This window comes from Bacillus silvicola, from assembly GCF_050524305.1.
In the GTDB taxonomy this organism is placed as follows: domain Bacteria; phylum Bacillota; class Bacilli; order Bacillales; family Bacillaceae_G; genus Bacillus_A; species Bacillus_A cereus_AT.
Map to the genome: position 1 here is coordinate 120,132 of NZ_JBNGVC010000001.1, position 15,637 is coordinate 135,768.

Genomic DNA, 15,637 nt, shown 5'->3' on the forward strand with positions numbered 1-15,637 from the left:
GCCAATATCACTTTATTTCAAAAGAGTATTAGCATGCCGCAACTCATTCATTTACAACTTCTTTCTCTTTTTGTAATACAGATAACGGCTTTTTATTCTTCTTTGGCATTACCTCTTTATCAGAAATACGTAAAGCAAATAGTAATGCTATGAGTAAAAATATCGCTGATCCAATTAATGCTGCTTGATATGGCATGTAATCGGCCGGGGCATTATTTTGTACACTATTATTTCCAAAACCAGCTAGTATACTAGCTAAAACAGCAACTCCTATTGCAGATCCTAATCGGTTTTGCACATTAAATATAGTAGTTGCTCTCCCCATAGAAGGTGGCGTGATATTGTTAAAAGCAGAAAATTGAACTGCACCGACAGATTGGCCTAAGAAAATACCTATGCCAAACAATAATGCCCGTATTTGCCATGGATTCGTATCATAATTTACAAAACTTAATAATACAAATATAACCGCGGTACTTATTAATCCAATAGAGATTACCTTTCGAGCACCTAATTTCTTATACGTCCATGGTACAATTTGTGAAGAAATCATTAATCCAATCGCTTCTGGGAATGTCGTAAGACCTGATTCCAGCGCGGAAACTCCGATTACATTTTGATACATAAGCGGAAAAATAAATAGCATTCCTAGTAAACCAGCAGATGAAAACAAGGATATGAGACTCATTTTTCTAAAAACGGGTTCTTTTAATAAGCGTAAATCTAACATCGGTTGCTTTACTTTCAGTTCTACAATTATAAACAGTGAAATGAATATAATCCCAGCTATCCCAGTACTTATTATTTCTGGAGAAATCCATCCTTTTGACGGACCTTGACTGAGTGCATAGATGAGCATCGCAAAACCTGGTGCTGAAAGAACAAAACCGAGAGAATCAAAACGACCAGCTGATTTTTCAATATGCTCTGCTAAAAATAGAAGTCCAAATAGCAACGCAATGATACCAAACGGCAGATTAATATAAAATGCCCAGCGCCAAGACATTTGATCTACAAAGAAACCACCAATAATTGGTCCAATCGCTGGTGCAACAGCAATTGGAAGTACAATAAATCGAGAAATTTTGGGTCTTTCCTCTGGTGAAAATGTTCGGAATAACATCGCCATCCCCACTGGTGTTAAAAGCCCCCCACCAGCACCTTGCATGATACGAAAAATATTCAATGAAGTAATATCGTTCGCTACACCGCATAATGCAGACGCAGTTGTAAATACGAAAAGAGCGGTTAGAAATACTCTTTTCGTACCGAAGCGATCTCCTAACCAACCAGAAATAGGAAGAAAAACAGCTAAGCTAACTAAATACCCAACATTCACTGTCCCCATTGCAGATGGGGGCACTTGCAGTTCTTTACTTATCGTTTGCAGTGCTACATTCACAATCGTTGCATCCATCGCAGCCATAAACATCGCTGTTATATATACGATACTTACAACTACTTTCGGATTTATTTTTTCCTTCATTATCGTTTTCCTACTAATATTTTTTCGCCAACTTGATTACTTTTTGGATTCAAATCTTTCCACTTATTTTCAACATATTGTAAACAATCATTCCTACTAGCCTCTTCATGTACGACATTCCAACCAATAGGTACTTCGAGAAAGACAGGCCAGAGAGAATACTGACCCTCCTCATTTTTTAATACTTTATATGTGTAATTATCATTTTCGAATGGATTCGTCATACTGTACTTACCCCTTTCTTTTCCTGCAAATATTTCGCCAGTACTTGTCCGATTTCTGTAAGCGGACCTGGCTGACATAAATCTTTATGTCTACAATCAATATCGTGCTGCACAATTCCTCCGTCTAAATAATTTAGCCACGTATTTGGAGAAATTGGATCAAACCAGTCTGGTATAACAGTAGATCTAAAGAATAAAATATCTCCGTTATAAACTTTCGGTACATATTTCCCTAACAATCCTACTGAATTCACATATGTTTCTTTCAAATTCAAAATTGTCTCTTCTTCAAGACTTGCTAATGCACTTCCATCTTTGCGAAGTATTGCAACAGCGCTTTCCATAGTAAGTGGTTTACCATCCATATTATCTGGATCATATCCACCTAAAGCAAGTAATGCGATTAATGCTTCTTCTTCAGTAGGTGCTTCCGTATTCGGTAAGAAGTGACCAGGATAAGAATCCAGCATAACGAGTAATTCTACTTCTTCTCCTTCATTTTGTAGTTGCGCCGCCATTGCATGAACAACATTTCCTCCAAGCGACCACCCTAGTAAACGATATGGTCCGTGAGGCTGTACTTCACGAACGTGTTTCAAATAATCCGCCGCCATCTCCTCTAAGCTTTTTGGAAGCTCCTCATTTTCAGCGATACCACGTGCTTGTACACCATAGATTGGATAATCTGTTCCTAAAGATTTCATAAGTCCTGCATAGCACCAACTTAATCCACCTGCTGGATGTACACAAAATAGTGGTAATTGATCTCCGCTTGCTCGTAATGGAAGTAACACATCAAGTGCACTTTGACCATTCCCCATTTCAAGTCTTTCAGCAAGCCCTGCAACAGTAGGTGCTGCAAATAAAGTTCCGATATTTAGTTCCACTCCAAGTGCCTCTTTTATGCGACTCATAAGCTGCACTGCAAGAAGTGAATGACCACCCAGATCAAAGAATCCGTCATCAATTCCAATTTGAGGCACACTTAAAACTTCTGTAAACAAGTCACATAGCATTTCTTCTTGCGGTGTTCTCGGTCCGCGACTAGAAGATGATGCAGTAAATTCTGGAGCTGGCAATGCCTTTCTATCTAATTTACCGTTTGGTGTTAAAGGCAACTCATTTACTACTACAAAAGCGTATGGAACCATACAATCTGGCAAACTACCTCCAGCATGCTGGCGCATTTCATTCGTATCGATCGTTTCATTATTTGATGCGACGATATAAGAAACTAATCGTTTATCCCCTGGTTGATCTTCCCGTACAATAACGGCTACTTGTTCAACTTTATCGTGTTTCATTATTACCGCTTCTATTTCTCCTAATTCAATTCGGAATCCACGAATTTTAATTTGATGATCTGCACGCCCTATATAATCTAGCGTCCCATCTTGACGCCAGCGCGCTAAATCTCCGGTACGATACATTCTTGTACCTAGCTTACCAAATGGATCTGCGATAAAACGTTCAGCCGTTAATCCTGCTCTTCCTAAATATCCACGAGCGAGTCCTGCACCTGCAACATACATTTCTCCAACTACTCCTGGTGGCACTGGTTGTAAATAGTTATCTAATACGTATACTTTAAGATCTGGTATACTGCACCCGATTAAACTATTTGCTCGTAAAGAAACGATACTCTCATCTAACTCAATATAACTAACATGTACCGTCGTCTCCGTTATACCGTACATATTAATAAGTTTCGGTGCGTTATGAGGATGACGACTATACCAATCTTCTAATCGACTTAGTTCAAGTGCTTCTCCACCAAAAACAACATATCGTAAAGATAATTTTTGACCAACCTCTTCATTTTCACGATCTGCTTGCATCAATTGATAGAACGCTGATGGAGTTTGGTTTAAAACAGTAACCTTTTCCTTAACAAGAAGCTGTAAAAATTCTTTCGGCGAGCGACTTACAGTATGTGGTACTACAACTAAACGCCCTCCATATAATAAAGGTCCCCAAATTTCCCAAACCGAGAAATCAAAAGCATATGAATGGAACATCGTCCACACATCGTATGCGTCAAATTGGAACCAATGATCGGTTGCTCCTAAAAGTCTTACTACATTTTGATGAGGTATCATAACCCCTTTCGGTCTACCTGTTGAGCCTGACGTATAAATAACGTAAGCAATATGTGAAGGAGATAACGGCTTCATGCGCTCCATTTCATCAATATTGTCTTCACTATATTTCTCAATTTCTTCTATTACGTTCACATCATCAACTAAAATCTTTAGTGCCTCATCACATTCAATTTCTACACTTGCATTTGTTAACACACATGATGGTTTCGCATCGTGTAGCATAAATGAAATACGATCTGACGGATAATCCGGATCTAACGGAAGATATCCGGCACCTGCTTTAAGAACAGCAAGTAAGCTTACAACCATATTTAAAGATCTCGGCATCGCTAAAGCAACGAGTTGATCCGGACCGATTCCTTTTGCTATTAACGAACGAGCTATTTTATTCGCTTTTCTATTTAACTCTTCATACGTTAGCTTTTCATCTTCAAAGACGACAGCAATAGAATTTGGATTTACATGAGCCTGCTTTTCAAATAATTGTGGCAATGTCATCTCGGGCACAATTTGAAAACCACCATTCCACTTTTCTAAAACTGTATTTCGCTCTGCTAAAGTTAATATTTCTAATCTACCAATTGATTGATCCGGATGTTTCGCTGCATCATCTAATAATAGAATGAATCGTTCTATTATTTTTTGAATCGTTTCACGTTTATATAAATCGGTACTAAACTCTAACAATCCGTGTAAGCCATTTGGAGTACCATCAACTCCATTACTCTCGCTAATTTCAAATGTTAAATCAAATTTTGCAGAACCAACACTTTGAATTTCAAGGCTCGCTTCTAAATCTGGGACATCAAACGTCGCTTCAGGCGTATTTTGGAAAGCTAACATAACTTGAAACAGCGGATGACTATTTCGGGTACGTACTGGGTTTAACACTTCAACGAGTCGTTCAAATGGAACATCTTGATTTTCATAAGCTGCCAGATTTACCTGCTTTACTCTATTTAATAATTCTTTAAAACTTGGATCTCCTGATGTATTTGTACGTAACACTAATGTATTCACAAATAAACCAACTATATTTGATAGCGCATCGTCATTTCTTCCGGCAATCGGACTTCCAATTGGTATATCAGTCCCAGCACCTAGTCTTGTAAATAGCGCGCTTAGTCCTGCTTGCAACACCATAAACAAACTAACCCCATTATTACGACCAAGCTCTACTAACCTACTATGCATACCTTCATCTATATGAAAATGAATTGTTTCCCCGCGATAACTCGTTTCCATTGGACGTTGATAATCTGTAGGCAACTCCATTTGATCTGGTAAACCTTTTAGTTCCTCTTTCCAAAAATCTAATTGTGTTGAAATAAGACTTTCTGGTGTCGTTTCGTCACCTAGTAATTGCTGTTGCCAAAGTGAATAATCTGCGTATTGCACTGGAAGTGCCTCCAGTTGAACTTTGTCACCTTGACATCTTGCTTTATAAGCCGCTGTAAAGTCTCTCGTTAACGGTTGTAATGACCATCCATCTCCTACAATATGATGTAAAAGAATTAGTAAAACATGTTCGTTGTCACTCACTTTAAAAAGTTGTAAACGAACTGCTGGCTCAACATCAAGATTAAAGCTATGTCTTACCGCCTCTGCAAGCACACTTTCTAATTCATCTTTACATGTTTTTGTTATCATCATCTCTAGATTTAAGTCTTCCATATTTAAAATTTTCTGATAGGAACTACCTAATACGTTAGGGAAAATTGTTCTAAGTGTTTCATGTTTCTTCACTACATCATAAAAGGCACCTTGCAGTGCTTCCTCGTTCAATTTTCCAGACATACGAATGACTAACGGAATGTTATAAGTAGGACTTGGACCTTCTAAACAATTTAAGAACCATAACCTGCGCTGTGCGAATGAAAGCGGAACTTCATTTGGTCTACTTACTTTCTTAATAGCTGGTCTTGCGCTTTTTGCACGATCCAACTGTTTCGCTAATTCAGCAACAGTTGGCGATTCAAATAGTTTTCCGATTCCTAATTCCACACTTAACGTTTCACGAATTCTTACCATTAAACGAGATGCAAGAAGCGAATGACCACCCATTTCAAAGAAATTATCATCAATACTAATTCGCGAAATACCAAGTACTTCTGCAAATAAATCACATAGTATTTCTTCTTTCGGATTTCTAGCACTTCTCTCATTGTTCATTCCATTAAAATCAGGAGCAGGTAATTTCTTTCTATCAACCTTACCATTTGGTGTTAATGGTAATTCTTCTAGTACAACAAATGCTGATGGCACCATATAATTCGCTAAACTTTCTGAAATATAAGAACGGATTTCTGAAAGATGAATCGTTTCCTTCTCTTCGGCAACGATATACGCAATGATTCGTTTATCATTTGGGCGATCTTCTCGTACCATTACTACCGCTTGTTGAATATTTTCATGTCGTTGTAATACCGTTTCAATTTCAGCTAATTCAATTCGGAAACCGCGAATTTTAATTTGATGATCTGCTCGGCTCACGTACTCTAACACACCATCGTTACGCCATTTCACAAGATCACCTGTGCGGTACATACGCTTCCCTGGTTTTCCATAAGGATTTGCAACAAACCGTTCAGCCGTTAAATCAGGTTTTCCTAAATATCCGTTCGCAAGTCCTTCTCCTGCAATATATAATTCACCGATAACTCCAGGTGGAGCTGGTTGTAACCCTGCATCCAAAACATACACTTCTGTATTCCAAATTGGCTTTCCAATAGGAGGTATACCACTTTCACTTTCATCAATGTTCATGTAAGTAGACCAAATTGTCGTTTCAGTTGGTCCATATAAGTTACTTATAGAGCAACCTAATTCTTTTAATTTATTTGCTAAATGTGCTGGAAGAGCTTCACCACCAACGAGTACGTTTAGCCCTTGTAGCCTCTCTGGATATTCATTTACTAACGCCTGCCAGAGCGTCGGTGTAGCTTGCATAATTGTCGCTCTTTCTTCTAGTAAAAGTGTCGTTAACACAGAAGGCTCTTGGATTACTTCTTTTTGTGCAATTGTTATACTTGCACCACTAATAAGCGGTAAATAAATTTCTAGAGCAGAAATATCAAACGCAAACGTCGTAACTGCTAATAAATGATCGTTTTCATTTAATGAAAACGTATGCTGCATAGCTAATAAAAAGTTACTTAAACCTTTCATAGGAACAATTACACCTTTTGGATTTCCTGTTGATCCTGAAGTGTAAATTGTATACGCTGGGTTTAAAAGTGATTCATCATTTTTAAATGGTATATTCATATGAGAATATGTTTTTAACGCTATTTTCGTTTCTTCGCTATCTAATATGATTTTTTTAATATCATTTTCTATAACTAAAGTAGATGAAACAGATGAATGTGTTATGATACAAACTGGTTTTGCATCATTTACTATATAATTAATTCGCTCGGCTGGGTATTCTGGATCTATCGGTAAATACGCTGCACCAGCCTTTAAAACTGCTATCATACTAACTACCATTTCTATTGATCTTGGAAATACTAAAGCTACAAACTGATTTTGTCGTATTCCTTCTTTTACTAAATAGTGCGCTCGTTCATTCGCTCGTTCATTTAGTTCTTTATACGTAAGTTTTATCCCGTTACAAGTAACTGCTATTTTATTTGGATGTTTTTGTACTTGTTTTTCAAATAATATAGGTAAAGTGATTAGCTCTTCAGCTTCCTTCGTTTCATTCCATTCCAATAAAACTTTATGATTTTCTTCAGGAAGGGTAATATTTATTTTTCCAATCGACTCGTCTTTGTGATAATCATTTATCACTAATTCTAATAGATTCATAAATCTTTCTTTATGCAATGCTAGTTCCGTATCACTATATACTTCCGGATTCGCATCAAAATGAATCATTAACTCATTTTCATCGAAGCGCTTATATACATTTATCGATAAATCATCGACAGGTCCTGCTGATAAATTATGTGTAATACCTCGATTTCCAGCAAAGTTAAGCCCATAATCAAAAGGCATAACATTCACTAACGGCCCAAATAACCTTTGATTTTCACCTAGTAACTTTAAGTCTCTTCTTAATTCCTCATGACGATATTTATGATGGCGACGTATATCTCGAATTTCTTTAGAAACTTGCTGTAATAATTCCGCAAGAGTTATATTTGGAGTTACAGTGAGACGAAGTGGTACTAAATTCATTACCATGCTCGGTGTATAAATAGATGCAGAACCGAGACGCCCCATCATCGGTAAGCCTAAAACAATATCATTTGCACCTGTTAATTTATGCATATAAATACTTGTTACAGCGACAATAAATTCCGGCCAACTTGTTATCGACACTTTTGTATCTTCTAGCAAAGCTTTCGTACTAGAACTAGATAAATAAGCTGTTTCTCGTAAAAATCCATTTGATGTTCTCGGCGCTCGTTCTGCCAAACTTATAACTTCCGGTACATCTGCAAATTTTTCTAACCAAAAAGTACGATTTTCCTGAAATTGTTTAGATTTACGATACTCATTATCTTCTTGTACAATTTTTGCAAGAGAACCAAATGGCTTTTCAGTTTTATTTGTTTCTTCTATAAGTGCTGTATATTCATTCGCTACCTTTTGGCTAAGAAGTGAAAATCCATAGCCATCCATCAAAATGTGATGGATGCGCTGATACCAAAAGAAACGATTATTTTCAACTTGAATAAGTGCTTCAGTAAATAATTTATCCTCTTTTAAATCCACGGGCATAGATAAATCATTTTTCATCCATACTTTAGCAGCTTCTTCAGGATCTTCTTCTTTACAAACGTCAATAAAATGCATATAAAACTTTGACGGTTCCTCAATAACTTGCCATGGACCAATTTCATCCTCTTCGAAACGAACATGAAGTGCTTCTGCTTCTGTTACAACTTTACGTACAGCTAATTCGAAAATTTCTTGATTAATCGTTCCGTTTATTTCTACATATTCCCCAGTATTATAAATCGGATTAAGCGGATCTAATTGTTGCGCAAACCACATACCAGTCTGCGCAGATGATAACGAATGACGAACCTTTTGACTATTAGGCATTCTTTACTACCCCTTTATTATGTAGTCTATATTAAAGTACATGTTCTGTTTGCGAAGATAATAAGCGGTACCAATCAACAATAGTTGGACTCTCTGCTAAATCCGCAAAAGTGATTTCTTTTCCTTCTCGACGCCACTTCTCTACTAAACTCATAATTCTGACCGAATCAAGTCCTCTATTTAATAAATCTTCATCAACTTCAATGCTCTCTACTGGCTCACGGAGTAGTTGTGCAACTAGTTCATGCACTTCCTGTAAAGTGATGCCTTCACTCTCAGCACCCTTTAAACTTTGTAAATCTTTTAACAGTAAGTTTGTTGATGTCGTTACTGCACATCTATTAGATGCATACTCCAACGCTTGTTTATGATGCTCTAATGAAAAATCAGCAACTGCATCTGCTACAAAAAATGGCTCTATACCATCCATAAATGCTTCACAAGCTGTTAAAAGGCAGCCGATATGCGCATAAATACCGCAAATAATAAGTTGATCTCTTCCCTGTTCATTTAAAATTTCTAATAGATTTGTCTTTTTAAATGCACTATATCTCCATTTTGTCAGGAATATATCATCTTCATCAGGAGTAAGTTCATCGACAATTTTCTTTTTGTCTGGTCCAGCAGGAATACCGTCACCCCAAAAGTCTTGTAATAACCCACGTTGTTCTAACGTTTGTCCACCAGGTTGTGCTGTATAAACAACTGGTATGCCAAGTTCCTTACATCTTTCTCTTATCACCTTAATATTTGAAATTAGTTCTACTTTTGGCGATTCTTTATCGCTATATGCATCAAGAAAGTATTCTTGCATGTCATGGATTAGAAGAACCGCACGTTTCGGATCTGGCGTCCAATTCACTTTATTTTTTGGTAGTTCTGATTCAATTGGCATTTTATATACTGAAATAGATGGGATAGCCATCTAATCACTTCCTTCCGAATTTTAATAGTTTTTTATCGTTTTACTGTAATAAGTTTTTCAGCAATGGTTTTACGTAATTCTTTTTTGCTTACTTTTCCAACACCTGTTTGCGGGAATGATTCAATAAATTCAATTCGATCTGGAATCTTATAAGCCGCTATACCACGTTCTCTTAAAAACGTTTTTAATTCACTTACAGTTGGAGCTTGTCCGCGAGCTATAACAAAAGCGCAAGTACGTTCTCCTAAATAATCGTCAGGCATAGATACAATTGCTACATCATGTACTGCATCATGTGCTAATAGATGATTTTCAACCTCTTCCGCAGCAACCTTCTCACCACCACGGTTAATTTGATCTTTATCTCTTCCTTCTACAATGATGTAACCTTGTTCATTTACTTTTACAAGATCACCTGTGCGATAAAATCCATCCTTTGTAAATGATCGTGCATTATGCTCTTCTGCTTTATAATAACCACGAATTGTATATGGACCTCGTGTTAATAAACTACCTACTTCACCAGGCTTAACATCATTATCATTTTCATCAACAACCCTTACTTCATCGAATGTAGACATCGGTCTACCTTGTGTATGAATAATGATTTCTTCAGGATCATTTAATCTTGTGTAATTTACTAACCCTTCTGCCATACCAAATACTTGCTGTAACGTACATCCAAATGTAGGGTGTATACGCTTTGCAACTTCAGCACTAAACTTAGCACCACCTACTTGAATCACTTGCAGGCTCGATAAATCGTTATTGCGAGAAGATGCCGCATCAAGCCATATTATTGCTAACGGTGGAACGAGAGCAGTAATCGTAACTTTTTCTTTTTCTATAAGAGCAAACGCCTCATCTGGACTCCCTCCAGTTGCCAACACTACTTTTCCACCCGCATAGAACGTTCCAAGTGTCCCTGGAGAACTCATCGGGTAATTGTGTGCTACTGGAAGAACTGACATATAGACGCTCTCTGTATTTAAATTACAAATTTCAGCACTAACACGTAAACTATAAATATAGTCATCATGCGTTCTAGGAATTAATTTAGAAAGTCCTGTTGTCCCTCCCGATAATTGGAGAAACGCAACATCACTTGGCTTTACTTCTGGTAATGGAACGAAATCTATATATAGATCACTTATGTTCACAAACTCTTCTTCTTCTCCCACTACAATTACATGTTGTAAATTGGGCACTTTTTCTTTTACTTCTCTTGCTAGTTTTCGATAATCAAAGCCGAGAGCCTTATCTGAAATAACGTAAGCACTCGCCTCACCAAACTCACAAAAATAACTAATTTCACTGCTTCGATGTGAAGGTAGTGCAAAAACAGGAAGTGCTCCAATGCGAAATAGCGCAAAGCATATTTCGAAAAACTCGATAATGTTAGGTAATTGGATTACAACTCGATCCTCTTGCTTTAATCCTAAATTCAGTAAGCCTGCAGCTAAGCGATCTACTTTTTTATCAAGCTCACTATATGTTATATGCGTATTACCACTTATAACCGCAATTTGATCTCCATATTTTTCAGCACGCTCTCTTAACAACGAACCAAATGTTTCTCCAAGCCAACATCCTTCTTCTCGATAACGATTTGCAAATTCTTCTGGCCATTCCGTATAACCTGTTAACATTCTTTCTTCCCCCTATTTTTCATTCAGCGAATTATCTCTTAGTCCTAAAGCCTTCAGCATTGTTTGGAACTTAGCTGATGTTTCTGCTAACTCATCTTCTGGCTTTGATTCAGCAACAACTCCCGCTCCTGCAAATAAACGAAGTGTATTTTCTTGCACTTCAGCACAGCGAATTGTAACAATCCATTCACCATCTCCATTTAAATCGCTCCATCCTAGCATTCCTGTAAAGAATTCACGGTCAAATGGCTCAATTTTTTGAATAGCCTCTCTCGCTTCTTCCATCGGCGTTCCGCAAACTGCTGGCGTAGGATGAAGAGCAATTGCTAATTCCAAAGAAGTAGTATTTGGATTCTTTAGTTCACCTTTCACTTCAGTAGACAAATGCCACATCGCTTCGCTATGAATGACAGATGGTTTTTCAGGAACATGTAATGTATGACAGTACGGACGAAGCGCTGCAGCAACTGCTTCCACTACTACCGCATGTTCATGTAAATCTTTCGGAGAAGAAAGTAATTCCTCTGCTCTTCTTTTATCTTCTACTGGATCATCACTACGTGGTCTTGAACCAGCTAACGGATTAGAAATAACTTGCATACCATTACGTGAAACGAGTAATTCAGGACTTGCTCCAATTAACGTCTTACTTTTCTCGTTTTCATCTTTCGGTAAATTAACAGCAAATGTGTAGCCATGCTTATTATGTTCTGCTAATTCGCGAAGTAGTTTTTGTTTATCAATCTTCTCTGAAGATTTAACATCTAACGATCTAGATAGAACGATTTTTTTAAAATCTCCGTCCTGAATTTTTTCTATCCCTTGCTTCACACCATTCATATAAACTTCAGGATCTGGAACCGGTGTCATTTCAAATGTCAGTTTCTCATTTCGTTTTATCTCATTTGTTGTCTCCAAATGTAAACGCTCAGTAATTCTGCCATATTCCGGTACAATAAGTTGAACTTCTTTTCTACGATCAAATGGCAAAGCACCAACAACGATAGGATTCGGATTTCCTGCTTGTTTTGCATTACTTAATACCGCCTTTACAAGCTCTGGAAAGCTTTCGATTTCACTATGTTTTACTGTAGTAAACTCTCCTTCTGTCAATATCGTTCGAGTTGGCGAAGCGAAAAAGAACGAAGATTCAGTCTTATAATCTTCTAATAATTTTTCTGACAGTTCCTTTACGGCTGTAAGTTCATTCATAGTATTAAAACCTCCTGAATTTTTTATCCCGCATTAACGGGCAGTAAGATCCGCACCTCAAAATTCAGCGGAAGCAAAGAAGTTAGGTGGGGATCAACTGCCCGTAAAAGCCCGATTGGTGAGGGCTGATAATCAGTGGGAGATGAACAAAACCCCCACTAATTAAAGTTTCACTTTATTAAACTCCTAATGTAGCTCCGCCATCGACACATAAATTGTGCATTGTAATATGACTCGCTTTATCAGAAGCTAAAAACAATACTGCTTCAGCAATTTCTGAAGGTTGCGCAATTTTTTGTAACGGTATACCGAGTCTATATGTATTTTGAGAACCAGCAATTATATTTTTAGCTCCATTCTCATCAGCCCATAGTAATCTTTGCATTTCAGTTTCAGTAGAACCTGGAGAAACTAAGTTGCAACGGATATTGTACGCTGCAAGCTCTAGCCCTAAACATTTCATAAACATTGTCGTTGCGGATTTTGATGCAGCGTACGCAGCCATCTCTATTCTCGGAGTATTTGCTGCATTTGAACCAACTGTAACAATTGCCCCTGACTTCCTTAACATCATATGTTTACTTACCGCTCGGGACATATAGAAAACGCCTGTAGTATTTACAGAGAATGTTTTATTCCAATCTTCGTCACTTAAAGAGTGAACCGCTCCCATGCGTAAAACACCTGCAACATTGATTAAAATATCTATAGGACCTAAATCATTTTCAATACGTTCCACTGTATCTTCAACAGTGGAACTGTCACTCACATCTATTTGAAGGGTCTTAATACATCCATCATTTAATTCATAATGATTTAAAAGCTTATGAAGACCTTCGTTATTTTGATCGATAGCAACTACCGTGGCACCTCTCTCTATAAACATTTTCGCTACAGACATACCTATACCTTGGGCTGCACCTGTTACTACAACAGTCTTCCCATCAAATTCCCTGTATTCCATTGTCTCTACCCTTTCTTTACAAAAATAAAGTTAACCATATTAAACAGAGTTGACCTAGTTACTGATAATGATTTTCATTTTCAATAACTTTCGGTAAAAAAATAATACACTTACTAAACTAATTGGTCAAGTATGTTTTTTATTACATAATCATAGAAAAGAAAATAAACCGACTAGTTGATAATGATTTTCATTTTCTTTATCTACACCGAAATGATAATGTTTCTCAATACACTTGTCAATCTTTTTTTATTTTTCAGATAAAGTATTTTTACGTTTCTATATAAGATTGCATCTATAAGGGTTAAAAAGTGCTTTAATTAAATATTAAATCCATAATTCCTTCTCATCTTTTTTGAAATTCAAAAAGAAAAACTGCAGATTTCTTCATCTACAGTTTTTCTTTTCTCAATATTTTTCTGAAAATATCTCATTTTACATCTTTCATTTCTCAATGAATGTCATGTATATAATCTAAGATTTAGTAAAAATTTCATATATTATGTATCACTTTATAATATTCCAGTATAATCCACCGAGATAGTTTACTCGCTTTTTTATCAGGAAAATTCCGGAAATCACAAAGGCTAGATAGAGAAAATCAATTAAAAAATAATTCATAAAGAAAACAGAAAAGTGGTTTAGCATCCACTTCCCTTTCGTAATTTTATTATATACCGTAAAAAAGCACCCTATTTAATGGAGTGACCCCTGTCAAGTAGACAGTATTCAAAAAACACAATTAAGCAACCTGAGTTCTATATTTATATGGACTCAGGTTATTTAGTTTCTTTTGGAACCTGTGGTGATTATAAAAGTATATATATTTGCGCACAGCAAACTTAACCTCATCAGCTGTGCGGAAAGAGTATAGGTGAAAACACTCTGACTTAAAGTGACTGAAGAAGCTTTCTATACAAGCATTGTCCCAACAGTTCCCCTTTCTGGACATACTAGCCTTCATCTGATATTTTTTGAGTAGTTGAGTATATTGACGAGATGTGTACTGGAACCCCTGATCACTATGCAGGAGAATCCCTTTCACGTTTCGTTTTTTTCTTGCCTTTTTAAGTGTGTCTAGTACTAGTTTCAGGTCATTTCTACGGCTAATTTCATAGGCAACAATTTCATTGTTGTATAGGTCTTTAATAGCGGATAAGTACAATCTCTGTCCATTGAAAATCAAATAGGTAATATCTGTTACCCATTTTTCGTTTGGTTTGGAAGCTTGAAAATCCCTGTTCAGATGGTTATCTGAAATCACGTAAGCCTCTTTCTTCCCGTAATAAGGTCGTTTTCTCCTAATAATGGCTTTGATACCTAGTTCACCCATCAACCTTTGTATACGTTTGTGATTAAAATGAAGGTTATAAGTAGCTTTCAGCCAAACTTGTACTCTCCTGTATCCATAAATCCCTTTAAGTTTTTTATGACACTCCAATACCTTCTTTTTTATTTCGGTATCCTCCAATTGTTTTTCAGAAGGCATCAACTGTCGCTTTATCCATTTGTAGTACCCACCTCTAGTTACTCCAGCGATATCACATAGAATGGTAACTGCATAACCTTTTTCTGATAGCCCTTTGATGGCTTCAAACTTCTTCGTTTTTGGTACAGATTCCACTCCTCCTTTTACATCCCTAAGAGCTTTTTTAACATTTCATTCTCCGCTTCTAATCGTTTCATTTTAGCTTCTGGATCTTCTGGATTGGTTTTTGGTCTACCTATACCTGGACCTTTCGTTTTACCACGTTTTTCTTCTAGTCCTTTGATACCTTCAGCTTCAAAGTGTTTCACCCAACGTCTTACTACCGAGTGATCAATTCCTAATTCTTTAGCAACCGTTTTGTATCCCATTCCTTCTTTCAAGTATAAATCTACTGCTTTTTTCTTAAATTCTATATCATAAGTTACTCTAATTTTGCCCATAGAAAAATCCCCTCCATAGTAAACAGATTAATGTGCTTTCTTTTTACTGTCTACTATAAGGGGATCATATCATAATAGGGTGCTTTTTAGT

Annotated in this window: 9 protein-coding genes; all 9 read right to left on the reverse strand. The window is 36.8% G+C overall.

Annotated elements, in window-relative coordinates:
• Positions 1-43 precede the first annotated feature (43 nt).
• Positions 44-1,486 carry an MDR family MFS transporter gene (locus ACP6L7_RS00655; RefSeq protein WP_097832028.1) on the reverse strand — a complete coding sequence of 481 codons (1,443 nt, stop codon included), beginning with the start codon at positions 1,484-1,486 and terminating at the stop codon, positions 44-46.
• Complete coding sequence (locus ACP6L7_RS00660; RefSeq protein ID WP_097832027.1) at positions 1,486-1,710, reverse strand: MbtH family protein; 225 nt, start codon at positions 1,708-1,710, stop codon at positions 1,486-1,488. Before ACP6L7_RS00660 ends, ACP6L7_RS00655 begins: the two co-directional genes overlap by 1 nt.
• On the reverse strand, positions 1,707-8,867 hold the full coding sequence (locus ACP6L7_RS00665) for an amino acid adenylation domain-containing protein (RefSeq protein WP_430528872.1): 7,161 nt from the start codon (positions 8,865-8,867) through the stop codon (positions 1,707-1,709). The genes ACP6L7_RS00660 and ACP6L7_RS00665 overlap by 4 nt, the downstream gene beginning before the upstream one ends.
• A 31-nt stretch (positions 8,868-8,898) precedes the next feature.
• Positions 8,899-9,792 carry an isochorismatase family protein gene (locus ACP6L7_RS00670; RefSeq protein ID WP_097832025.1) on the reverse strand — a complete coding sequence of 298 codons (894 nt, stop codon included), beginning with the start codon at positions 9,790-9,792 and terminating at the stop codon, positions 8,899-8,901.
• A 32-nt stretch (positions 9,793-9,824) separates the two neighbouring features.
• Positions 9,825-11,441, reverse strand: a complete 1,617-nt coding sequence (locus ACP6L7_RS00675; protein WP_097832024.1) for a (2,3-dihydroxybenzoyl)adenylate synthase — start codon at positions 11,439-11,441, stop codon at positions 9,825-9,827.
• 12 nt (positions 11,442-11,453) lie between these two features.
• Complete coding sequence (gene dhbC, locus ACP6L7_RS00680) at positions 11,454-12,653, reverse strand: isochorismate synthase DhbC (RefSeq protein ID WP_097832023.1); 1,200 nt, start codon at positions 12,651-12,653, stop codon at positions 11,454-11,456.
• Between the two features lie 178 nt (positions 12,654-12,831).
• A complete protein-coding gene (locus tag ACP6L7_RS00685; protein ID WP_097832022.1) occupies positions 12,832-13,617 on the reverse strand; it encodes a 2,3-dihydro-2,3-dihydroxybenzoate dehydrogenase in 786 nt (261 codons plus the stop codon).
• A gap of 742 nt (positions 13,618-14,359) precedes the next feature.
• On the reverse strand, positions 14,360-15,241 hold the full coding sequence (locus tag ACP6L7_RS00690) for an IS3 family transposase (RefSeq protein ID WP_430528867.1): 882 nt from the start codon (positions 15,239-15,241) through the stop codon (positions 14,360-14,362).
• Positions 15,242-15,249: 8 nt separating this feature from the next.
• Positions 15,250-15,546, reverse strand: coding sequence for a transposase (locus ACP6L7_RS00695; protein WP_000516528.1), 297 nt, complete (start codon positions 15,544-15,546; stop codon positions 15,250-15,252).
• Between the last annotated feature and the right edge of the window lie 91 nt (positions 15,547-15,637).

What these genes read in the sequence shown, in the direction of transcription:
- ACP6L7_RS00685 (WP_097832022.1), bottom strand. Translation starts at nt 13,617, where the DNA reads ATGGAATACAGGGAATTTGATGGGAAGACTGTTGTAGTAACAGGTGCA.
- ACP6L7_RS00655 (WP_097832028.1), bottom strand. Translation starts at nt 1,486, where the DNA reads ATGAAGGAAAAAATAAATCCGAAAGTAGTTGTAAGTATCGTATATATA.
- ACP6L7_RS00695 (WP_000516528.1), bottom strand. Translation starts at nt 15,546, where the DNA reads ATGGGCAAAATTAGAGTAACTTATGATATAGAATTTAAGAAAAAAGCA.
- ACP6L7_RS00660 (WP_097832027.1), bottom strand. Translation starts at nt 1,710, where the DNA reads ATGACGAATCCATTCGAAAATGATAATTACACATATAAAGTATTAAAA.
- ACP6L7_RS00665 (WP_430528872.1), bottom strand. Translation starts at nt 8,867, where the DNA reads ATGCCTAATAGTCAAAAGGTTCGTCATTCGTTATCATCTGCGCAGACT.
- ACP6L7_RS00675 (WP_097832024.1), bottom strand. Translation starts at nt 11,441, where the DNA reads ATGTTAACAGGTTATACGGAATGGCCAGAAGAATTTGCAAATCGTTAT.
- ACP6L7_RS00670 (WP_097832025.1), bottom strand. Translation starts at nt 9,792, where the DNA reads ATGGCTATCCCATCTATTTCAGTATATAAAATGCCAATTGAATCAGAA.
- dhbC (WP_097832023.1), bottom strand. Translation starts at nt 12,653, where the DNA reads ATGAATGAACTTACAGCCGTAAAGGAACTGTCAGAAAAATTATTAGAA.